A 24,324-nucleotide genomic window follows, 5' to 3' on the forward strand; every position below is an offset into this window, starting at 1 on the left:
CCGGATAACGACAAAATCCGCGTTGATCTCCGCATTTGTGTATAAGCAGCAGCCCTTGACCGAGCCAGCGCTTAACACACCGTTACACCATATTGACGAGCAGGCCTTGCTGCACCAGTACATCTCCCAGGTTGTTGGCGTTATCCAGCGATGAATGGTGGTAGACGTCGAAACGTTGGCCATCAATATCGCGTTGCCCTACCGTGCTCCAGACGCCTTCGCCCGGAATCAGGTTCACCTGATTCCCTTCGCCTCCGACAATCAGCAGATCGTCTTCGGGTCGGTCGGTGACATTCAGGGCGCGGTCAAGATCCAGTGTGATGCTGTTGGTGCCGTTTTTGCCTAAATCGAAGATCTCTACGTTATCGATTTTCAGCCCCAACGCGGTGAGATCCAGATTGAGCTCGGTGCCATCCAGAACCAGCGTGTCAATGCCGTCACCACCGTCGATCTGAGTAAAGTCGAGCGTTGAAAGCGTAATGATGTCGTCGCCTTCGCTGCCTTCGACATCCTCGCCCGTTTGCACCGTACCGTCGGCCAGACTGATGACGACGCCACCGATGGCATACACGCTGTCTTCCACTTCGGTGCTGGTGCTCTTGTCGATGGTTTGTGTCTCGCTGAGCGTGGCTGCCGCCATTTTCGAGCTGACATTAAGGGGTTGCACGTCGGTGCTTTCCCCGGTGTCGAGCGGTTCGCTAGACAGCGAGGCCACCTGAGCGAGACTGCTATCGTCAACGTCCAGCGCCATCATGCTCGCCAGCGGTAACCCAAGGGAGATTCCGGATGTTAATCCGGCGGATACGCCGGTGAAGTTACCCGCCTGATCGGTGACGGAGGCTTCAACGGCTGTTCCCAACAGCGCGGTCAAAATGGCACCCACGTTGAAAACGTTGATGCCCAGTAGCGAACTACTGAAATGTGCACTCCACTTGCCATCGGCACCGACCGTGCCCTGTAGCGTTTGGCCGAGCAGCGTGACGGTCACCTTGGCACCTTGCTGCACGTAGCGCGAGGTGCCGCTGACGGTGACGCCGTTCGCCAACAGCCCAACGGTGTTGCCAATCAGCGACCCCACCGCGTCAATCCCCAACTGCGGTAGCTGGTGGGTTTTGACGACAACGTTGGTGCCGGTACTGTTGGTGTTGCCATAGCGATCGGTGACGCTGACGCCAATGGTTAAATTGCCATCGGCAATGTTGAGCAGGTTGGCGCTCGGCACGCTGATGCTCCAGGTGCCGTTGCTGGCGACAGTGGCGCTGAGTACAAGCCCGCCGACGGTCAGGGTGATGCTACCGCCAGCCGCATTGGTCGTGGTTCCACTGATTATCTGGTTTATGCCTGCTTCGGCCAGATTCAGATAGCCATCGCCGCCAAACAGTGAGCCGAGGCTGACCGTTGGCAGGGCATGAATGCCCACGCCGATCGAGGCACCTGCGCTGGTGGTTTTTCCTGCGGCGTTGGTCAGAGAAGCACTGAGGGACAGCGTGCCGTCAGTCAGATTGTTGAGATCGAGCGCAGGCAGGCTGACCGACCAGCTACCGTTGTTTTGCACGACGGCAGAGTAGGTCTTGGTCCCCAGTGAAATCTGGATAGTGGAACCTACCGCATTGGTGCTGGTACCGCTGATGACCTGACCCGCGGCAGCCTCGACGGCATTCAACAGGCCGTCACCGCCAAACAACGGGTTAATCGCAATGGTTGGCAAGGCGTTAATAATGACATTCAAGGCACTGGTGGTTTCCCCTACGTTACCCGCGGCATCAACCAGACGAACGCCGACGTTAGTCACACCATCTACGAGCGCCTTCAGGTCGAGACTTGGGACTGGCAAGCTCCAGCTACCGTTGGCACCGACCGTTGTGGTGTAGGTTTTGCTGCCCAGCGTGACGCTGAGCGTGGTACCTGCTGCCACATTGGTTGTCGTTCCGCTGATGGTTTGTGCGCTCAACAGGCTGGAAAGATCCAGCACGCCGTTGTTGAACAAGGGGTTGAGGGTGATAGTCGGTGGCAGGATGGAAACGTTGAGACCTGCGCTGATGCTATTACTGTTACCCGCCGGGTCGGTCACCGTCGCACTGACTGTGAGGTTGCCATTGGCCAGGCCGGACAGTTGCAGTGGCGTGACGCTGGCGCTCCAGGTGCCGTCATTGCCAACGGTAGCGTTGAGCGTCAGGGTGCCAATGCGTATGACAATCGACGAGCCCGCCGCAGCGTTGGTGGTGGTACCGCTAATCGTCTGTGTCAGCGCGGCTTCTGCGGCATTGAGGAAACCATCGCCGCCAAACAGTGAGCCAAGGCTAATTGTCGGCAGATTTTTGGCAATGATGTTGATCGCGCTACTGACGGTGCTCGTGTTGCCGGACGCATTGGTGATAGAAACGCCGAGTGTGGTGCTGCCATCGGCTAACGCGCTGAGGTCCGATGGTTGCAGCGTCAGGCTAAACGCGCCGCCTGCCCCGACCGTAGACAGGAAGGTTTTTCCGCCAAGGGTTACCGCAACCTGCGAACCTGCGCTGGCATTGGTGACCACACCACTGATCGTTTGTGCCACCAGTGCTTCTGCCGCGTTGATAAAGCCATCGCCGCCAAATATCGGGTTCAGCGTAATTACCGGCTGTGCGAAATCGAACGTGATGCCGGCACTGCCCGTGGTGCTATTACCGACACTGTCTGTCGCGGTGGCGCTCACGGTGAAATCACCGCTGCCCAGCCCTTGCAGAATACCCAGTACGCTTGGGGTGACGGTTGTACTCCACTTGCCATCCGATCCGACAGTGGCTGTAGCGATTTGTGAACCTGCAATGCTCAGCGTAATGGTTCTGCCAGCCAGACCGGTGGCTGTGCCGCTGAGGATTTGGCCGGTCAGCAGGTCGCCCAGATTTAGCAGGCTGTCGCCAAAGACGGGGTTGAGCGTAATGCTCGGCAGATTTTTGATCACGGCCGGAACGTTCACGATCTGACTGGCGGTGTTGCCCGCCTGATCGGTGACCGTGACGCCAAGCGCCAGCGTTCCATCTTGCAAAGCCTGAAGATCCAACGCAGGAACGGTCAAGCTCCAGGCACCGCCTGCGCCGACGCTGATCCCGGTGTAAACCTTGGTGCCTAGCGTCACACTCACCGTCGCCCCTAATGCGACGCTGCCGCCGCTCACTACACCGCTGATGATCTGGCTGGTTGCGACATCTACTGCATTCAACGCGCCGTCCGTGAAGGCAATAACGGAGTTGATGACTGGGAGAGATTTCAGCACATCAATATTGACCAACTGATTCTTCACGTTGCCGTGTGAGTCGACAATGTCGACGTTAACCGCGAGCAGGCCATCGCTCAGACCGGCGAACAGATTCGGGGCAAGGGCGACACTCCAGGCGCCGTTGGCACCCACGGTGCCTTCTACCGTATTGCCCAGGATGGTGACCTGTACTTTCGCACCCAGATAGTTCCCTGTCGCATTACCGCTGATGACCTGCGTGACCAGTGATTCGGCCAGGTTGAGGATGCCATCGTTACCGAAGATATCCGTAATACCTGCCCCGAGCGTCTTGTTCAGCGCAACATCCAGCGTGACATCAAGGTGTGTGCTATTGCCCGAGGTATCGGTCAGCGTCACGCCGATGACCTGCGGCCCGTCGATCAGGTTTTGCAGATTGACGGACAGCACCGGAATCGTCCATTTGCCGTCAGAGCCGACGGTTGTCGTGCCCGTCAACGGCCCGGCGGTTAACGTGACGGTAGCCCCGACTTCGCCTGTACCGGTGATTGCTGCGCCCGCCACGGCTTCAGCTAATGTCAGGATATTGTCATCGAACAGCGTCACGCTGAGCAGTGGAATACCCGTATCGACGGTAACGACCTGCGTATCCGTGGTGGTATTTCCTGCTATGTCCGTGAGCGTCGCGGTAATGGTGTGGCTGCCATCGTTCAACTGTGCCAGATCGGAAGCAGGGACACTCACACTCCAGGTGCCGGTGGCGGAAACCTGAGCCGTGTAAGTTTTGCCATTCAGCACCACACTGACGAGTTGTCCGGCCTCCGTGGTGGAAGCTGTCCCCGTAATCGTCTGGGCGGTGCTGGCTTCCGTACTGTTCAGTATGTTATCACCGGCAAAAGTAACGATATCCAGCGTGGGCGCTACCGTATCGACCAGCACCGTTCGCGTGAGGGTCGCATCGAGCGACGTCGCGGTGATATTGATGTTGCCTTGCGTGGTGAAATAGACGCTGGCGGGAATGGTGGTGCTCCAGAAGCCATTGATGTCAGTGATGACGATAAGTGGCGAACTTCCAATGTTAAGCGATACCGCAGTCATCGACGATGACGGGCCGATAGATCGCCCAGAAATGGTGATATTACCGTTTATCTCGCTGGCGTTAATGATGTTGTCGTCCGCTATCGGGTCGATCACCATAGCGATGGACGGTGGTGTCAGATTGACATTGAATCCTACGCTGGCTTGTGTCGCCGGATTACCCGCTTTATCTGTCGCATTGGCGGTGATGGTGTAGGTCGTATTCGCCAGAGCTTGCAGCGCGGCTGGAGGGGTGGTCACGCTCCATGTGCCTCCAGCGAGAATTTGCGTCGTATAACTGACGTTATTCAGCCTGACGGTCACGGTTTGCCCCACTTCCAAATCAGTGGCAGTACCGCTGATGGTCTGCGTGGTGCGGCTTTCCGCGTAGCTGAGGCCATCCAGCCCAGCAAAGGCGGTAATCGCCAGCGTCGGTGAGACCTGTACGGCAAGGATTGCCTGAGAATTCAGCGTCGCGCTGTTGCCCTGGCTATCTGTTGCCGTGATGACGATATTCTGCGTTCCGTCAGCAAGCAGACTGAGTTGCGTTGGGGTCAGTGTGGCTGTCCATACGCCTCCGCTAATCTGTGTGACGAGCGGTTGTCCGCCAAACGTGACGGTCACACTCACCGCATCACCCGCGCTGCCGCTAAGCGTTCTGCCCGCCAGCGTTGCGGCTTCTGCGATACTCAGATAGCCATCATCAAACGGCGTATTCAGCGTGATGGCTGGTGGCGTGAGATCGCTGGTAAAGATGAGTGGGGTAGATCCGGTGTTGCCTGCCTCATCGACGGCGGTCACCGTGATGGTATGTTGACCATCGACCAGCGAATTCAATGCGTTAGGCGGGAGTGTAACGGACCAGTTGCCGCTGCTATCCACCGTTGCCGTGTAGCGAATACCGTTGAGGTCGATCTCCAGTTTAACGTTTTGCCCGTTACCGCTAATTTGCGTGCGGCCAGAGAACGTCAGTGCAGATGCGGCTTCGGCGATATTCAGGATATTATCAATACCAAACGGCGTCACGTCGATAATTGGGGCAGGCAGCGTCTGTGCCGAACTCACATCGATCGGGGTACTGGTAATCGCATTACCAACCCAATCGGTGACCTTGACGCTAATGCTGTAATTGCCTTCGGTGAAGATCGACAGATCGGCAGGACTCAGCGCTCTGGACCAGCCGCCGACGCCGTCTGCGGTGGCGGTAAAGGTGGTGGTTGCCAGCGTGGTTTTATTGGTCACCGTAATGGTGACTTCCTGGCCTGCGCTGGTAATACCGGTTTTGCCGGTTAAGGTCTGGATGGACTGAATCTCAGTGGCGTTAAGGATGCCGTCGCCAAAAGGCAAATCTAACGTTGGTACCGGCAGGGTGGTGGTCAGCACATTCGCCGTGGCTGCTGCGGTACTGGTGTTGCCCGCAGAATCGGTGACGATGACGGTGAAATTCACCGTACCATCCGGCAGGTCGATCAGCGTCTGACGATCCAGCGAGAGCGACCAACTGCCGTCAGGGTTCACGGTGGCAGGGACGCTGGTGCCGTTAATGCTGACCGACACGGTTTGCCCCACGTTGCTGGAGAGCCCCGTTTGTCCAGATAGTGTAGCGCCCGGCTGTGCATCGGCCAGACTCAGTTTGCCATCGCCGAACGGAGTATCCAGCGAGGCGACAGGCACGCCCACAATGACGCTGGTGAACGTTCCGCTTCCTGTTCCGATATTGCCCGCATGATCCGTGACGGTCACGTTAATGGTGTGTGTGCCATCGCCTAATGCCGACAAATCGGCGGCAGGCAGCGTCACACTCCACTGGCCGTTTGCCGCCACCGTGGCGTTGTAGGTGGTGGTTATCGCGCCATTGGTAACGGCAACAGACACGCTCTGTCCGGGATCGATGATCCCCGTTGTGCCCGTCAGCAACTGATCCACCGTGCTTTCCGCCTGATTTAGCACGCCGTCAACAAACGGTGTGGCGATACTGATGGCAAAATTGGTGTGGATGACGACATCCAGCGTGGCGCTCGCACTGCCGGTATTGCCCGCGCTGTCTGTTACCGTCACGCTGACCTGCACGTTGCCATCCGCCAGAATGCTGAGTGCATTGGCCGGAATGGTGGCGCTCCACAGGCCGCCTGCGAGCGTCACGCCCGTTACGGTGTAAGCCCCGATCGTGACCTGAATCGTTGTCCCGACGGGCAGGTTGGTGTAGGTGCCGCCGATGGTCGTTTCCGTTGCCAGTTCCGCGCTTGTCAGGACATTATTGTCATAGAGCGCATTCAGCGTCAGCGTCGGCAGCGACTGCGTTTTTAGCGTGATATCAATGCTGCTTGTGCTGGTATTTCCTGCACCGTCGGTCACGCTGGCTTCAAGCGTCTTCACACCGTCGCCCAACGCCAGCAGATCGTTTGCCGTAATGGCGATTTGCCAGATGCCGTTACTATCGGCGACAGTGCTATAAACTGCTGTGCCGACTTTGATGGTGACCAAAAGACCCGCCTCGCCTTTGCCGCTTAACGGGAGTCCGGCCAACGCGTCTGCCAACCCGATATCGCTGGTGTCGACCAGCGCATCGATAGACAGTAAAGGGGGAATGGTATCGACCGTAAACGGATGCGTCGCGGTGGCTGGGTTCTGTGCGATGTCGTTGACTGCCGCGGTCACATTCTGATTGCCCTGCGGCAGATTTTGTACATCGCTGGCGGGAACGGTCGTGCTCCAGCTGCCGTCTGCGCCAACGGTCGCCAGATAGGTTTTATTATTCAGCGTTACCGTGACGCGCTGTCCCGTCTGAACATTTGTCGTTGAACCGGAAATGAGCAGAGCAGATTGCGCATCCTGCGCGCTGACGACATCGTCGCCAGACAGGGTCGCGATGGTGATAGCGGGCAGGTTGGCGGCATCGGTGATGACAGTGATGTTATGCGTCGCCGAACCAGGGTTACCACTTACGTCCGTCACGCTGGCACTCACCGTTTGTTTACCATCAGGTATGTTGCCGACATCCGTTGCAGGAACTTGTACGCTCCAACTGCCATCTGCGCCTACTGTAGCAACGTAGGTTTGATTGTTGAGGGTGACGGTGACCTGCTGACCCTGTTCCACATTTTGGCTGCTGCCGTTGATCGTCAACGGCTGACTAGATTCGGCCAGATTGAGGTAATCATCGGTCGACAGCGTCGCTATCGTTAGGGTCGGCGCTTTGGCTGGGTCGGTATCCAGCGTAATCGAATGGCTTACCGTACCGATATTGCCGGCAGCGTCGGTCAAGCTAGCCGTGATCGCGGTGATACCGTTCGGCATGTTTTGCAGGTCGCCAGCGGGCACGGTGACGCTCCAGGTGCCGTCGGCTTGCGCCAGCCCCTGATAGATCTGCCCGTTGATGGTGACGCTAACAATGATCGGACGACCGCTGTCGTTGATGGGCGACGTCCCGCTGATCACCACCGGTTGCAGGCTTTCCGCGATGTTGATGATATCGTCAGTGCTAATCGGATTGATGGTCAGCACCGGTGGTGTCAAATCAACGAATGCACTGCCCTGAACGGTGGAGGTGTTGCCCGCAGCATCGCTGACGGTAACAGAAATGTTAAGGAGACCGTCTGCCAACACCGTCAGAACGGACGACGGCAATTGCAGGCTCCAGTTGCCATTGCCATCAACCGTGCCGGAGTAAACCGTAGTGCCAATAGTGACGCTGATGGTTTGCCCGGCTCCGCGCAGGCCCGTGGTACCGTAGAGGGTCTGCCCGCCCTGTGCATCGCTGAGATTCAGATAACCGTTGCTGAATGGCATATGCAGCGAGGCCACCGGTGGGTTATGGATGCTGACGCCCAACTGCTGCGTACCCGACAGGGCATTACCCGCCTGATCAACCGCCGTGACATTTACCGTAATGATGCCATCTCCCAGCGCTTGCAGATCGGCAGGCTGAATGGGGGCGCTCCAGGTTCCGTCTGGCTGTACCTGAACGGTATAGGTTTTCCCGTTAAGTATGACGTTGACGTCCGTGCCAGGCGCGACGTTGACGGCACCGCCGTTAATGGTTATGCCGCTTGCCGCTTCCTGCACATTTAGCTGGTTATCCCCGGTAATTGGCGCAATAGACAGGCCGCTTGCATTGGTATTCACCGTCACGCTGCTACTGGATGTCGCGGTATTACCGGAGACATCGCTTACGCTGACGGTAATCGTCTGGCTACCGTTAGTCAGCAGAGCCATGTCAGCATCTGAGATCGTCGTGCTCCAGTTCCCATTCGACAGCACTTGAGCGGTATACGTTTTGCCATTGAAGCTAATCGTCACCGTCTGGCCTTGCTCAACGTTTTTACTGGTGCCGCTGAGTACCTGGCTGACGTTTACTTCTGCTCCGTCAACAATGTTATTGCCCGCGAACGTTCCAATCGTGATGATCGGTGCGTTGAGCGGGCTGGCATCGACGGCAACAGTCTGTGTGACCGTGGTGGTATTGCCTGCGGTATCGGTCAGGCGTGTCACGACGCTGTAACTGCCATCGGACAGACTAGCCAGGTCGGCTGACGGAATCGTGATGCTCCAGGTGCCGTCACTGCCGACGATACCGCTATAGACTTTGCCATTCAGCGTTGTGGTAACGGTTTGTCCTGCGCTGGACGGCGAGGCGGTGCCGGTTAACAACTGATCGCTCTGTACCTCGGTGCTGTTCAGGATGTTGTCGGTCGTAATGTTGCCCGTCGTCAACGTCGGCGGGGTGCGAGCCACGGTAATGTTGCTGGTTAGGGAACTGCTGTTGCCAGCAGCGTCGCTAACGCTAACCTGCAATGTTGTGGTTCCGTTCGGCAGATTTTGCAGACCGTTTACAGGGAGTAAAATGGTCCAGTTGCCTGCGGTGTCAACAACCCCTGTGTACGTCACGCCGCCCAGCGTGGCGGTGACGGTTTGCCCCGGTGAAGTGATACCCGTTGTACCGCTGAGCGTCTGGGTAACACTCGCCTCTGCGGCATTGAGGATACCATCGCTGAACGGTGTGTTTAGCGTCAATGATGGGCTGCTGTTGGTAAACACATCAATGGTACGGCTACCGCTCAACGCGTTTCCTGCGCTGTCTACCGTTGTTACGGTGAGGGTTGTGTTGCCGTCGGCCAGTGCGCTGACGTCCGCTGCTGATACGGTGATGCTCCACGAACCGTTCGGCTGTACGACGCCGTCGTAGCTTTTCCCGTTCAGCATGATGGTGACGGTTGTGCCCGCTGTCACGTTCTGGCTGCTACCGTTGACGGTCAGATCTTGCGCCGCCTCGATTTGGTTCAGTTTGTCGTCACCCGCGATGGTATCGATGGCGATACCGCTCAGAGAGGTGTTCACCGTAATCGTCTGGCTGATCGTTGCCGGGTTACCGCTGACGTCGTTGACGCCGATCGTGACGGTATGCGTGCCTTGTGCCAGATGAAGGAGATCGGCAGACGGCACGCTGACGCGCCATTGGCCGTTGCTGTCGACCGTTGTGGTGTAGGTGTTGTCGCCGAGCGTTACGGTCACACGTTGCCCAGCCTCGACATTCAGGCTGTTACCGCTGATGACTTGCGCGACGTTGATTTCACCGCCGTCGATGATGTTATTGAGCGCGATGGGGTTGACGGTGAGCAGAGGCAGGTTGGCCGGGCTGGCATCCAGTGTTAATGATCCGGTACTGGTGGTCGTGTTGCCTGATGCTCCGGTCAATGTTGCCGTCACGGTGTAGTTACCGTCAGCCAGCGCCTGAAGATCGGCGGAGGGGATCGTGGTACTCCAGCTACCGTCAGGCTGAATCTGCGCCTGATAATTTTTATTGTTGATCGTAACGGTGACGGTGCGACCCGCATCCGACTGTAGTGCATTACCGGATATCACCTGATCGTTCAGGCTCTCGGCGGCGTTGATGATACCGTCATTGGTCAACGGTCTCAGCGTCAGAATGGGGAGCGTCAGATCGACAGTAACATCGCGAGTGATTTCAATGTTGTTACCCGCGCTGTCCGTTGCCTCTACGTGGATAGCCTGTACGCTGCTCGGCAGAAGTTGTAGATCGGCGGCGGGAAGCGCAGCACTCCAGTTTCCCTGATTATCCACGGTAGCGGCATAGGTTTTGCCGTTCAGCGTAATGATGACGCTTTGGCCCCCACCAGTAATCCCGGTTTTCCCTGTCAGGTTCTGCCCATTAGCGGCTTCGATGATGTTCAGTATGCCATCGCCGAAAGGCTGGTTAATCGTTGGCTGTGGTAGGTTATTAATATGAATATCAATATCACGGCTGGCAGTAACGGGAACATCACCGGGGTTGGCAACGCTGGCGGTAATGGTGACCTTACCATCCGGTAAGGCGAGCATGTCGCTACTTTCAACAGTGACGCTCCAGTTACCGTTCGCGGCAATGGTGCCAATGTAAGTTTTGCCATTAAGCGTCACGGTAACGCTTTCGCCCGGTGTGACATTGACCGTTGAACCTGAAATCGTCAGCGGCTGTGACGCTTCGAGGCGATTGATCTGGTTATCTAGTGCAACAATGCTGATAGAGATGCTGTCATTACTCGTATCGATAGAGGACCAGGTTTCGTAGTTCCCGGTGTTACCTGCCAGATCGGTGACCTGAGCGGAGATCGATACCGTTCCCTCACTGAGTTCAACCATATGCTCAGCCGGAATTTCTACACTCCAGTCGCCACCACTCTGAATGGTAGCGAAGTAGAACTTCTTGTTGAGGAGAATGGTGGCAACCTGACCGGCTTCCACATTCGAACTGGTGCCCGTTAGCCACTGGCTGACTTTCAGAGCGGCCGCTGTGATGACGTTATTTTCATCAACAAAAGCATTTACGAAGATTGTCGGCTGGAGCGCAGGATCGGCGCTGAGCGTGACGGACTTCTCGACGCTGGAGGTATTACCGACAGCATCGGTGAGCGAGGCCGTTAGCGTATAGCTGCCATCGGCCATGCCGCGCAGAGCCGCGGTGGGCAAATTGATGCTCCAGTTGCCATCATTACCGACGACGCCGGTATAGAACTGCCCATCGAACGTGATAACGACAGTACGACCCGCTTCGCTAATTGAGGCGGTACCGTTGACGCTCTGGTTGCTTTGCGATTCGACCAGATTGATGGTGTCGTCGCCCGCAATCGTACCGATGGTCAGGATCGGAGCCGTAAAGTCGGTAGGGCTGATAAATGTCTTGCTGGCTTGGTTTCCTGCGGCGTCTTGTGCCGTGACCAACAGCGTGTTATTACCTTCCGGTAACTGCTGGAGATCGGCCGCAGGGACGGTAACTTTCCAGTTACCTGCGGTATCCACCGTTCCAGTATAAGATTTCCCGCCGAAGGACAAGATGACTGTCTGCCCAGCGCCGCTGACGCCGGTGTGGCCGGTAATGGTCTGGCTGACCAGCGCTTCTGCACTGTTCAGAGAACCGTTGCCGAATGGCGTGTCAATCGTTGGCTGTGGCAGCGTATGAATGTGTACGCCCAGTGTCTGTGCGTCGCTGACGGTAGCGCTTCCCGCCACCGTCACGCTGGCGGTTAAGGTCGCATTGCCATCTGACAGAAGCTGGAGATCGGCGCTGGGGATTTGCAGCGTCCAACTGCCGTCTGCGGCAACGGTGGTGGTGTAGTTTTTCCCGTTCAGCGTAACGGTCACCGTCTGCCCTGCGGGAACATTGGCGGTATTACCGTTGATCGCCAGCGGTTGCAGGGATTCAGCCTGACTCAATAGGTTGTCGCTGGCGATAATATTGATGGCGATGCTGTCGCCAGATTTGTCTACGGTGATATCGCGACTTCCGCTTACTGCGTTACCTGCTTTGTTGCTCACATTAACGCTAATACTGTGTGCACCGTCTGCCAGCAGTGCGATATCCACGGCTGAAACTGTGATGCTCCAGGTTCCACCTGACTGCACGGTCGCAAGATAGGTTTTCCCATTCAGGCTGATGGTAACCACTTGTCCCGCTTCAACGTTGGTGGTTGTCCCGCTCAACTGCTGACCGACTTTGGCTTCTGCACCGTCGATGACGTTATCGTCTGCGAAGTTATTTATGGTGATGGTTGGCGCCGTGGTTGCGCCACTGTCAATAGTCAGAGGACGGGTTACCGTTGTGGTGTTACCTGCGGCATCGGTCAGCGTAACGGTCAGGTTATGGCTCCCGTCCGCAATAGCGACCAAATCGGCCGTTGGCAGCGTGATACTCCAGTTTCCGTCGTTGCCGACAGTCGTGGTGTAGGTTTGCCCGTTGAGTGTAACGGTGATCGGGAGACCCGCTTCGCTGAGTGAAGCTGTTCCGTTGACCACCTGGTTGACGGCCAGCTCTGCACCATTGAGGACATCGTCCTGAGCGATAGCGGAGACGTTGAGCGTCGGCGGCGTCGTATCAACGCTGATGTTCTGTGTGACGGTTGTTTCGTTGCCTGCGATATCGCGGACGACAATCTCCAGCACGCTGATATTGTCCGATGGCAGGTTTTGCAGGATGTCTTTGGGGATCGTCACCGTCCAGTTCCCGTTGGCATCCACCGTGCCGGTAACATAATTCCCACCGATCGTTAGGCCGACAGTTTGGCCTCTGCCGCTAATCCCGGTTTCCCCACTGATGACCTGATCCTGCGCGGCTTCGGCGGCGTTTAATACGCCGTCGGCGAACGGTGGGGCGGTCAGTGTGATAGTCGGAAGCGTATTGATGTGCACATCCAGCGTATGGTTGACGGTAACGGTTTCTCCGCTGATCCCTTGTACGCTGGCCGTAATAGTGTTGCTGCCGTCAGTCAGGGCAAGCAGGTCGGCACTGGGGATATCCACAGACCATTTGCCATCAGTGCCTGTGGTGGTGGTGTAGGTCTTTCCGTTCAATGTCACGGTGACGGTTTGGCCTGCGGCAACGTTGGCTGTCGTCCCACTGACCGTCAGCGGCTGCCCTGCTTCCACGGCATTCAGGCGGTCATCTGTTGAAACGATGCTGATGTTGACTGCTTCGACATTGGTGTCCACCGTGATGGTTTGCGGAGGCAGGGTGGTGGTGTTGCCTGCTTTATCCGTTAATGATGCCACCAGATTGTAGGTGCCGTTCGTCAGCGCCTGCATGTCGCCGGAAGGAATCGTAACACTCCATGAGCCATCGCTTCCTACCGTTGTGGTGTAGGTCGTGCCATTAAATGTCACCGTCACGGTCTGACCGACATCTGACAGGGAAGCGGTACCGGAGACAGACTGCGAAGACTGGAGTTCGTCGGCGGTGATCAGATTGTTGCCGGTAAATGGCGACAGAGACAGTTCCGGCGGTGTGGTGTCGACAATGATGGTGCGGTTAACCACGGTGGTATTACCGGCGTTATCGGTCACGCTGAACGTCATTGCGTGGTCGCCTTCGCCCAGCGTACTCAGATCGGCGGCAGGGATGGTGAGGGTCCAGTTACCGGCGGCATTAATGGTCGTGGTATACGTTTTTCCATTTAGCGTGATAGTGACGTTCTGGCCCGCTTCCCCCGTTCCGTTTAGAACCTGACCGTTTGCCAGCTCCCCTACGGTGAGGTAATTGTCGCCTGTAAATTTATCAACGGTCAAATTCGGAGGCAGGGTATCAATGGTGAGATCGAGGGTTTTCTCATGGATGACGCCATTTGCATCCGTCACGCTCACTTTTAAGGCGTAAATGCCGTCTTCCAGCCCGGTAAACGCATCTGCTGGCAGTGTAAAACTCCAGGTGCCGTCGGCTGCAATGGTCGTGGTGTAGACCACACCGTTCAATGTGATGGTGACGATTTGCCCTGCGTTGATGCCTGTTGTTTTTCCGCTAAGAGTATGGGCTTCCCCTATCTCTGTGCGGTTTAGGATATTGTCTCCAGCGAAGGGATTAATGGTTAAAGATTCAGGTGGGGTTGGCGTGGTGGATTTATTGTCGCTGCTTGATGAACCGACAGCGATGGCAGCTCCACCGATAGCAACGGCACCAAGAATACCGCCTAGCGTGGCCGCAGAAATCGTGCTGGTGGTGGTGCTTCCAATCAACAATGATGTCATATCGCCCAGCGTGGAATATTCTGGCGTAAGAGCAGCGGCTTCTGCTGCGAGTGTCGCTCCTTCAGCCGCCGCCGCACCTGAGAACTGCGCATGGATGAGACGGGTGCCATCGTCAAAAACCAGTTCGCTGTGATAACCGGCGGCATCCAGCGTGAAGAAGCTTTCATAGCGGACGGTGGTACCGTCTTTCATATGTAAGATAAGATCGTCGCCGAGGCGTTCATAGCGGGACACGATGTCCGGTGTGCCATAAATTCTTACGGTGCTGCTCTCCAGCAGCTCGACATTTGTGGTTCCTTCCGGGACAGCTCTGATAAATTTACCACCCTGACGAGACAGGATATTTGCATTTCCCGCAATAACATTCATATCTGACATGAAATAGCCTCTTGCTTATCTGCAACCATTGTCTTAATACCTCTCTCATCGGATCAGTGTCGCGGTGGGAGACGTATGGGATATGCACCACCAACAAAAAGCGGGGTGCTAAAGCTGACCTGGTTCAGAAACAAAAAGCAGAAAGAAATAGTCAAATATGGCTAAATAGATTGCTGTGTATCCCTCTTCCATGTGGATTAGTCCATTGGGATGAAACTCACCCAATTCTTGATATTTATAGGTGTGGCTTAACTAAAAATCCAACTTTTTTGAAATGTTTTGAAATAAAAATATGACAATATTCCTACGTATTAAATAGCTTAGTCGTATTACCCTCCGTTATTAATCATTACAATACTAACTGTAATGTTCGATTATCATTACATAATGTTCCTAAATGCATAATAATAGGTTTTTTGTGCGCTTTTGGGGCGGTATGGCTTAGGTTATTAACCTTTTTTATAATGTGGTTATTTATATTGTTTGTATCAATTTGTGTTTATTATTGTTGGAAATGAGAAATGCGCGTTGACGAAGCGTGTCATCGGTAAAACGATAACTAATCGTGATAATTCATCATTATTTCTAATGCGTTGTGCTGATGAGGCTGGATGTGGGATATGTATATACCCGTCATACTTCAAGTTGCATGTGCGTTGGCTACGTTCAAATACTCGGCCCGTCGTGGGCCTTGCCCTGAAGGGTCAACGCTTTGCGTTGTTCAAAACGTTAACGTTTTGTCCTGAAACTCGAATTATTTGGGCTATAGTGTGCCTGGTATAACGCTAGATATGAGAATTATTCTTGATATCACGGTCACCGCCATTAAACTGCGGGCGATTGTTTTCATCATAGAGACCAGGTTGTTATGGAGTTACTCCGCATTGTTTACCACCAATACCGTTGGCCATTTCTTGCCGTAATCCTATTAAGTTTGTTGAGTGCCGCGCTGGGCATTGGACTGATTGCCTTTATCAACCTGCAATTGATTGAAACGGTCAATCAGTCGTTGAGCGTACTGCCGCAATTTCTGGGCCTGCTGCTACTGCTAATGGGCGTGACGCTGGTGTCGCAGCTGGCGTTGACTACGTTGGGGCATCATTTTGTTTATCGCCTGCGTGGGCAATTTATCAAGCGTATTTTGGACACCAACATTGCGCGTATCGAGCAGATCGGTAGTGCGCAACTGCTTGCCAGCCTATCCAGCGATATTCGCAACATCACACTCGCGTTTGTTCGCCTACCTGAATTGATTCAGGGCATCATTCTTACAATCGGCTCTGCGGCTTATCTGGCGTGGCTTTCTCCTAACATGCTGATCGTAACGTCGCTCTGGATCGCGATAACGATTTGGGGCGGTTTTATGCTGGTTTCCCGCGTGTATAGCCATCTCACTAAGGTGCGGGAAGCGGAAGATCGGCTGCAAAAAGATTTTGAAACGGTGATTAATGGGCGTAAGGAACTGGCGCTCAACCGTGAGCGGGCGCAGAAACTGTATGAAGAGGTTTATCAGGCCAATGCGCAGGATTACCGACAGAACGTGATTCGTGCTGACACCTTCCACCTCAGCGCGGTGAACTGGTCGAATATTATGATGCTGGGCGTGATTGGCGCGGTCTTTTTCATGGCAAATAATCTCGGCTGGGCGGATACCAATGTCGCGGCAACCTACTCACTGACGCTGCTTTTTTTACGTACGCCGATGCTACAGGCCGTTGGTGCTCTGCCGACGCTGCTGAGTGCGCAAGTTGCGTTTAATAAGCTGAAACGCTTCGATTTGGCGGATTATCGGGAGCCGTTTTCCGAGGCGATAGCCCCTGCGGACTGGCACACGCTGGAACTGCGTGATGTGGTGTTTCGCTATGAGGGTTCCGGATTTGAAGTCGGGCCGATCAATCTGGTGATAAAACGTGGCGAACTGGTGTTTCTGATTGGCGGTAATGGAAGCGGGAAATCTACGCTGGCGATGCTGTTGACCGGGCTTTATACCCCGGTTTCCGGCTCGCTGCTGCTGGATAACCACGCCGTTACGGCGGAAACGCGACAGGATTACCAAAAGCTATTTTCTGCCATTTTTACCGATTTCCATTTGTTCGGGCAGATGATGGGCCCGCAGGGAACGGAGCCGGATATGGCGCTGGTCGACAGCTGGCTGGATCGTCTGAACATGCGGCATAAGTTGACGCTGGAGAATCATCAAGTGATGAACTTACAGCTTTCTCAGGGGCAGCGTAAGCGTGTGGCACTGCTGCTGGCTGTTGCCGAACAGCGGGACATCTTACTGCTGGATGAATGGGCGGCCGATCAGGATCCGCAATTCCGCCGCGTGTTTTATCTTGAGCTGTTACCGCAATTGCGTGCATTGGGGAAAACGATTGTGGCGATCAGCCATGACGATCACTACTTTGAACATGCTGACCGACTGCTTGAAATGCATCAGGGGATGTTGTCTGAACTGACGGGCGACGCGCGTGAACAGGCCTCTCAGGATGCGGTGGCACAGATTAGTCGGTAGCGTAAATCAGCGTGGCGTAATGCTGCGCTGTGAGGGATCACACACCGTTAACATGAAGTTTTACAGGCATATATTAATCTGTTGAATTCTGGGGCATTATAAGCGCCAATGTTGGCAGGCTGCCAACAGGGTTGAGGTTTTTTACTTACAGATCAGGCACCTGACGTATCTGGTCTGCCACTTAACTCAATAAGTTGGTATAGGTTATGAAAAGGATGTTTAACGCATTATTCGTTGTTGTTTTTGTTTGTTTTTCGTCTTTGGCAAATGCGGCAGAAAATCTCCCTAACATTGTCATTCTGGCAACGGGCGGTACGATTGCAGGTTCCGCTGCGGCCAACACGCAAACCACGGGGTATAAAGCGGGTGCGTTGGGCGTAGAGACGCTGATTCACGCTGTACCAGAGCTGAAAACACTTGCCAATATTACCGGCGAGCAGATTTCCAACATCGGCAGCGAAAATATGACCAGCGATGTCTTGCTGAAGCTGAGCAAGCGCGTGAACGAGCTGCTGGCACGCAGCGATGTTGATGGCGTGGTGATTACGCACGGCACGGATACGCTCGATGAATCGCCTTACTTCCTGAATCTGACGGTGAAGAGTGACAAACCGGTGGTCTTTGCTGCGGCGATGCGTCCGGCAACGGCAATCAGCGCCGACGGTCCAATGAACCTGTACGGTGCGGTAAAAGTCGCAGCGGATAAAAACTCCCGTGGCCGTGGAGTGATGGTGGTACTGAATGACCGTATCGGTTCCGCTCGTTTCATCAGCAAAACCAACGCCTCTACGCTGGATACCTTTAAAGCGCCAGAAGAAGGCTATCTGGGCGTGATTATTGGTGACAAAGTTTACTACCAGACTCGTCTGGACAAGATTCACACCACGCGTTCCGTATTTGATGTGACCAACATAGATAAGCTGCCGGCTGTCGACATTATTTATGGCTATCAGGACGATCCAGAATACATGTATGACGCTGCCATCAAACATGGCGTAAAAGGCATTGTGTATGCGGGTATGGGCGCAGGTAGCGTATCTAAACGCAGTGACGCAGGCATCCGTAAAGCGGAAAGCAAAGGCATTGTTGTTGTACGTTCCACCCGTACCGGCAGCGGTATCGTCCCACCGGATGCTGGCCAGCCTGGTCTGGTTTCCGATTCTCTGAGCCCGGCTAAATCACGCATCCTGTTGATGCTGGCGCTGACGAAAACGACGAATCCAGCGGTGATTCAGGATTATTTCCACACGTATTAATCGCCTGAGCGGTTTGCCCCGCCTTTAAACGCGGGGCTTTTTATTTCCTGTCATCCCATTTTTACTTTTAGTTATTCAACTTTTCGTTTCCACTGAGAAGTCACTTCCCTCCCTGTTGATTTTATCGGTATGATTCAGTCCACGACAAAGCAGTTAATCACCCCCATTTATCTTTGATACCCGAAAGCGTTCGAGTTGCGGGACAGGTGACGCGCGCGCAGCTTGAAGTATGACGGAGTGGGCGAGTAAAGAAGAAGGATACGTCATTACATGACACACCCCATTTTTATGGTTGGTGCCAGAGGCTGTGGGAAGACCACCGTTGGGCATCAACTGGCGCAGGCGTTGGGATATGACTTTGTCGACACCGACCTGTTTATGCAGCAGACCACTAATATGACGGTGGCTGATGTGGTCGCGCAGGAAGGATGGCATGGGTTCCGCCAGCGCGAAAGTCTGGCGCTTCAGCAAGTGACGTCTAACCGCTGCATCGTTGCGACGGGGGGCGGTATGGTGCTTGCGGAGGCCAACCGACGCTTTATGCATGATAAAGGCACTGTGATTTACCTGCATGCGGATGCGGAGTTGCTGGCCCAGCGGCTGGAGGAAAACCCACAGGATAACCAGCGGCCCACCCTGACTGGTCGTCCTATCGCGGAGGAGATGGCCGATGTGTTGGCTGCGCGCGAGGCGCTGTATCGCGGTGTCGCGCACCATGTCATCGATGCGTCTCAGGCGCCGGAAGCGATTGTGGCAAACGTATTGAAGGCGCTGCGTTTGTCGGCCGCGTAGAATGGCGACCGGACACTGGCAAAATAATCACCAGTCAGTGCTACCGAACACTAACTTTCAATGAATAGATCGTGACAGTAGCGCGACTCTCCTTTTAAGATGAATTTTCTGAATTTTTCGACGATAGGTGCCGCGCTATGCTGAATGTAAATGAGTATTTTGCAGGGAAGGTCAAATCAATCGGTTTTGAAGGCGACGGCATTGGCCGCGCGAGTGTCGGCGTCATGGATGCGGGTGAATACACATTTGGAACCGGGCAGCCGGAAGAAATGACGGTCATCACCGGAGCATTGAAGGTGCTGTTGCCAGGCGCGCCGGATTGGCAGGTTTTCACTCCGGGAGAAACGTTTTTCGTTCCGGGAAAAAGTGAGTTCAATTTGCAGGTAGTCGAACCGACCTCTTATCTGTGTAAGTACCTGTAATAACTATTTTATTTTTATAGTCTATCTCCTCATCGCCGCGTTGTGTGCGACATAACGCGGCGTTTTTTTATGCCGATTCTGCGTCATTCCCACTTTTCATCCCGTTCTGCGCGTGCGTGTGCCTTTCTGTCATTCTTTTCTCAATGAGAATAAATAATGCTGCAAAAATGTTAAGTGGTTCAAATAATGAACGCAAAGGTATTTAAAAGGTATTATTAATTGGTATTTTAAAGGTGTACCTTACTCTGTCATGAAGGATGTAAATATGAAAACTACAGCAAAGCTGTCGTTCATGATGTTTGTTGAATGGTTTATCTGGGGAGCCTGGTTTGTTCCACTCTGGCTGTATCTGAGCAAAAGCGGGTTCACGGCGGGCGAAATCGGCTGGTCGTATGCCTGTACCGCGATTGCCGCTATCTTATCGCCGATTCTGGTGGGGTCACTCACCGACCGTTTCTTTGCCGCGCAAAAGGTGCTGGCTGTACTGATGTTCGCCGGAGCGATACTGATGTATCTGGCGGCACAGCAAACGGAATTCATGTATTTCTTCCCGCTGTTACTGGCGTATTCGTTAACTTATATGCCGACTATTGCACTGACTAACAGCATCGCCTTCTCACATGTTGCCGATGTAGAGCGGGATTTCCCGCGCATTCGTGTTTTGGGTACGATTGGCTGGATCGCCTCGGGTATCGTCTGCGGTTTTCTGCCGACATGGCTTGGATTTAGCGACATTTCCCCCACTAATATTCCGTTATTGATTACTGCTGGCAGCTCTGCATTGCTTGGTCTCTTTGCTTTTTTCCTGCCCAATACGCCACCGAAAAGCACGGGCAAGCTGGATGTTAAAGTCATGCTGGGGCTGGACGCGATTGTATTGCTGAAAGACAAAAACTTTCTGGTGTTTTTTGTCTGCTCCTTCTTGTTCGCAATGCCACTGGCGTTTTATTACATTTTTGCCACGGGCTTCCTCACTGAAGTCGGCATGAAAAATGCGACAGGCTGGATGACGCTGGGTCAGTTCTCGGAAATTTTCTTTATGCTGGCGCTGCCGTTTTTCACCAAGCGCTTTGGTATTAAAAAGGTATTGCTGTTGGGGCTGATTACGGCGGCTATCCGCTATGTCTTCTTTGTCTACGGCGACGCATATCACTACTTCACGTACGCATTGCTGTTCCTCGGCATTCTGCTGCATGGCGTGAGTTACGATTTCTACTATGTTACCGCCTATATCTACGTTGATAAAAAAGCGCCAGTGCACATGCGCACGGCAGCACAGGGGCTGATTACGCTCTGCTGTCAGGGTTTCGGCAGCCTGTTGGGATACCGTTTGGGCGGCGTGATGATGGAGAAACTTTTCGCTCACGGCGAGCCGGTGAATGGCCTGACCTTTAACTGGACCGGCATGTGGCTTTTTGGCGCGGTGATGATCGCAATTATTGCGCTGATCTTTATCCTGTTTTTCCGTGAATCGGATAAGGCGATCTCGACCATTGATGTAGATGGTTCAAAAAATAAGCATTTTAGTACAGAGGAAAACAAATGAAACAGGAACGTATTCTCGGTGCCTTATATGGCCAGGCTTTAGGGGATGCGATGGGTATGCCATCGGAACTGTGGCCCCGGACGCGCGTAAAAGCGCATTTCGGCTGGATTGATCGCTTTTTGCCCGGCCCGGCGGAAAATAATGCGGCGTGCTATTTCGGCCGCGGCGAGTTTACCGACGATACCTCGATGGCGCTGAGTCTGGCCGACGCTATTATTGAATGTGATGGGGAAATTAACGCCGATGCGATCGGGCGCCACATCCTGAAATGGGCGGAATCGTTTGATGCATTTAATAAAAATGTGCTCGGCCCAACGTCTAAAATTGCGTTGAAGGCTATCCGCCAGGGTACGCCAGTGAGTGAACTGGAAAATAATGGCGTCACGAATGGCGCGGCCATGCGCGCTTCTCCGCTAGGTTGTTTGTTGCCTGCGCACGATCTCGATGAATTTATCGATCAGGTGGCGCTGGCATCCAGCCCGACGCATAAATCCGACGTGGCGATTGCAGGGGCGGTTGTGATTGCCTGGGCTATTTCCCGTGCGGTTGACGGTGTCAGCTGGCAGACGATCGTCGATGCACTGCCGTCCGTGGCGCGCCACGCGCAGGAAAAACGTATCACTACGTTTAGCGCTTCTCTCGCCGCACGTCTGGAGTTAGCACTGAACATTGTGCGTAGTGCAAAGGGGACAGAAAGCGCCAGTGAGCAGCTTTATCAACTGATTGGTGCGGGAACGAGCACGATTGAATCTGTCGCGACTGCCATCGCGATGGTGGAACTGGCGCAAACCGATCCAAACCGCTGTGCGATTCTGTGTGCCAACCTGGGGGGAGACACCGATACGATCGGGGCGATGGCGACCGCGATATGCGGTGCGCTGCACGGGGTCACGGCGATTGATGCCGGATTGAAGCGGACGCTGGATGACATTAACCAGCTTGATTTTAGCCGCTATGCCAGCCAGCTCCTGCAATACCGCTCAGCACGGGAGGCGTGATGAAAGCCAGCGAACTTGCTGCAAAACTGGATGAGCTAACAACGCGTCAGCCGCTGACCATCATCGGAGCCGCAGTAATCGATGTGATTGCCGATGCTTACGCATTGCCGTATCGCGGATGTGATATTGAACTGAAGCAGCAAAGCGTGAATATTGGCGGCTGTGCTTTGAATATTGCCATTGCGCTTAAACGCCTTGGAATGGAGGCACAAAACGCCTTGCCCGTCGGGCAGGGCGTGTGGGCGGATATCATTCGTCACAGTCTGGAAAAACAGAACCTCACCACGGTGGTACAAACTGATTCGGGAGACAACGGCTGGTGTCTGGCGCTGGTTGAACCGGATGGTGAACGGACGTTTATGTCCTTCAGCGGCGTTGAGAACCAGTGGAGCGACAGTTGGCTGGCATCGTTATCCGTTGCACCGGGGAGTTTGGTCTACCTTTCAGGCTATCAACTGGCGGCACCATGCGGTGAGCGTCTGGTGAGCTGGCTGGAAACCTTGCCTGTCGTGACGCCGTTTATCGATTTTGGCCCACGTATCGCCGATATTTCTCCCGAACTGATGGCACGTATTATGGCGCTTCACCCTGTCGTTTCCCTTAATCGTCAGGAAGCGGAAGTCGCAGCGGAAATGCTCGGCGTGTCGGTTGATGTGCAAACGCTGGGGCGAGCCTGGCGGGAGATCTACCGTGCACCGGTGATTATTCGTCAGGACAAAGCGGGGGCGTGGTATTTTGATATCGATTCTGAGGGGGTTATCCCTCCGTTCCCGGCAACGGTGGTCGATACCATCGGCGCGGGAGACAGCCACGCAGGAGGGACGCTAGCGGGATTAGCCGCCGGTTGGCCGCTGGCGGCGGCGGTCACGTTGGGTAATGCGGTTGCTGCGTATGTCGTGAGCCACCGTGGCGGAGATTGCGCACCCACGCAGGCTGAACTTCGTGCCCGGTTATTCCTCGCAGACGAACACGTATAGATCGCTACGGCAATAACTGATGCTGTACTCTATGGGCCGGTTCTGCTGGTCGAGCGCCACCTGCTTGATGACCAGAACCGGTACTTTATTATCAAGCTGAATGTGGGACTGGAACTCGGCATCGGGCATGCGTGCGCTGACGCGGCTGCGTGTACGCTGTGGATTGATGTTCTGACTGCGGAAATAGTCATAAAGCGAGACGCCGATATCGTCAGCGTCCGCGATCAGGTCAACAGGAACATACGATTCTTCAATGGAAACGGCGTCCTCATCCACATAGCGAATACGTTTCAACAAAAAAACGGGCGTTTCTGGCACAATCGCCAATTGTTCGGCGACTTCCTTGCTACTTTTGACGACCTGTTTGTTTACCCATAGCGTATTGGGTTTTTTGCCCCGTAGTACGACCTGCTGTGAAAACCCTCGCGCTTCTTTCAACGAATACTCGAAAATGTTATTGATTTGCGTGCCGTAGCCGCGCACGCGGGTCACCACACCTTCTTCTTCCAGCGTCTGCATGGCTTTACGCACGGTAATGCGCGATACGCCAGTCAACTGGCTCAGGTCGCGTTCACCTGGCAAAATATTGCCATGCTCCAGCATGCCGCTACGCACGGCGTTTTTTACCGTTTCGGCAAATTTCAGGTAGAGCGGTGTATTGTCTGCTGTCGCAAAGCGTTGAGTAAGCTGTTCTATTAATTGAGTATGCGCGTGTTCCATTCTTCTCTAATCCTTGCCAGCCAACATAAGGTATATAATACCACTGGTATTATTCAGTCTATACTGAAAATGTTCAGTCATCTCACCGCATAAAAATAAACCACGTAAAATGGTTTCCAGCATAATGCTCTACCGAATAATATCTCGCTCTTTTTTATAACGCCGCGCATTACTTCTATATATGAGCTATTTTATTTAATGGTTTCTATTAATTATCCGTATAAAACAATAGTGAGATTATTAGGAATAATCCCTTAATTATTAAAATGTAATAAATTATGACGCTAATTGATAATTTTTTATTATAAAAAATGATAAGTTATTTATTCTTTTGTTTTTGTTTTTATTGGATTTTAATATTGATTTGTTGCCATTGATTCCATTTGGTGTCTTTTTTTACATCATGGCGTGGTTGAAC

Annotated in this window: 9 protein-coding genes; 7 read left to right on the forward strand and 2 right to left on the reverse strand. The window is 54.0% G+C overall.

Features of this window, described 5'->3' with window-relative positions:
• Window positions 1-82 precede the first annotated feature (82 nt).
• Window positions 83-14,680, reverse strand: coding sequence for an Ig-like domain-containing protein (locus tag NAL19_RS04945; protein ID WP_263058924.1), 14,598 nt, complete (start codon window positions 14,678-14,680; stop codon window positions 83-85).
• 868 nt (window positions 14,681-15,548) lie between these two features.
• Between NAL19_RS04945 and NAL19_RS04950 the strand changes: the two genes are divergently transcribed.
• The 7 genes from NAL19_RS04950 (at window position 15,549) to NAL19_RS04980 (ending at window position 23,186) form a co-directional block, all read left to right on the forward strand.
• Window positions 15,549-17,195, forward strand: coding sequence for a multidrug ABC transporter permease/ATP-binding protein (locus tag NAL19_RS04950; RefSeq protein ID WP_225087182.1), 1,647 nt, complete (start codon window positions 15,549-15,551; stop codon window positions 17,193-17,195).
• A 206-nt stretch (window positions 17,196-17,401) separates the two neighbouring features.
• Window positions 17,402-18,451: a type II asparaginase gene (locus tag NAL19_RS04955; RefSeq protein ID WP_225087183.1), complete on the forward strand. Its 1,050-nt coding sequence runs from the start codon at window positions 17,402-17,404 to the stop codon at window positions 18,449-18,451.
• 270 nt (window positions 18,452-18,721) lie between these two features.
• Window positions 18,722-19,243, forward strand: coding sequence for a shikimate kinase AroL (gene aroL / locus NAL19_RS04960; protein WP_225087184.1), 522 nt, complete (start codon window positions 18,722-18,724; stop codon window positions 19,241-19,243).
• Between the two features lie 137 nt (window positions 19,244-19,380).
• Window positions 19,381-19,665 (forward strand): pyrimidine/purine nucleoside phosphorylase, encoded by a 285-nt coding sequence (ppnP, locus tag NAL19_RS04965; RefSeq protein ID WP_012773683.1) that lies wholly within the window; start codon window positions 19,381-19,383, stop codon window positions 19,663-19,665.
• A 265-nt stretch (window positions 19,666-19,930) separates the two neighbouring features.
• Window positions 19,931-21,211, forward strand: coding sequence for a nucleoside permease (locus NAL19_RS04970; RefSeq protein WP_180742214.1), 1,281 nt, complete (start codon window positions 19,931-19,933; stop codon window positions 21,209-21,211).
• Window positions 21,208-22,209 (forward strand): ADP-ribosylglycohydrolase family protein, encoded by a 1,002-nt coding sequence (locus NAL19_RS04975; protein ID WP_263058925.1) that lies wholly within the window; start codon window positions 21,208-21,210, stop codon window positions 22,207-22,209. The genes NAL19_RS04970 and NAL19_RS04975 overlap by 4 nt, the downstream gene beginning before the upstream one ends.
• Window positions 22,209-23,186 (forward strand): PfkB family carbohydrate kinase, encoded by a 978-nt coding sequence (locus tag NAL19_RS04980; protein WP_263058926.1) that lies wholly within the window; start codon window positions 22,209-22,211, stop codon window positions 23,184-23,186. The genes NAL19_RS04975 and NAL19_RS04980 overlap by 1 nt, the downstream gene beginning before the upstream one ends.
• On the opposite strand, the gene NAL19_RS04985 is transcribed toward NAL19_RS04980, so the two are convergent.
• Window positions 23,160-23,906, reverse strand: coding sequence for a GntR family transcriptional regulator (locus tag NAL19_RS04985; protein WP_225087187.1), 747 nt, complete (start codon window positions 23,904-23,906; stop codon window positions 23,160-23,162). The genes NAL19_RS04980 and NAL19_RS04985 overlap by 27 nt on opposite strands.
• Between the last annotated feature and the right edge of the window lie 418 nt (window positions 23,907-24,324).

It is taken from the genome of Pectobacterium sp. F1-1, from assembly GCF_025643735.1.
In the GTDB taxonomy this organism is placed as follows: Bacteria; Pseudomonadota; Gammaproteobacteria; order Enterobacterales; family Enterobacteriaceae; genus Pectobacterium; species Pectobacterium colocasium.

Coding starts and splice junctions, on each gene's coding strand:
- NAL19_RS04945 (WP_263058924.1), bottom strand. CDS start 14,680: ATGTCAGATATGAATGTTATTGCGGGAAATGCAAATATCCTGTCTCGT.
- NAL19_RS04950 (WP_225087182.1), top strand. CDS start 15,549: ATGGAGTTACTCCGCATTGTTTACCACCAATACCGTTGGCCATTTCTT.
- NAL19_RS04955 (WP_225087183.1), top strand. CDS start 17,402: ATGAAAAGGATGTTTAACGCATTATTCGTTGTTGTTTTTGTTTGTTTT.
- aroL (WP_225087184.1), top strand. CDS start 18,722: ATGACACACCCCATTTTTATGGTTGGTGCCAGAGGCTGTGGGAAGACC.
- ppnP (WP_012773683.1), top strand. CDS start 19,381: ATGCTGAATGTAAATGAGTATTTTGCAGGGAAGGTCAAATCAATCGGT.
- NAL19_RS04970 (WP_180742214.1), top strand. CDS start 19,931: ATGAAAACTACAGCAAAGCTGTCGTTCATGATGTTTGTTGAATGGTTT.
- NAL19_RS04975 (WP_263058925.1), top strand. CDS start 21,208: ATGAAACAGGAACGTATTCTCGGTGCCTTATATGGCCAGGCTTTAGGG.
- NAL19_RS04980 (WP_263058926.1), top strand. CDS start 22,209: ATGAAAGCCAGCGAACTTGCTGCAAAACTGGATGAGCTAACAACGCGT.
- NAL19_RS04985 (WP_225087187.1), bottom strand. CDS start 23,906: ATGGAACACGCGCATACTCAATTAATAGAACAGCTTACTCAACGCTTT.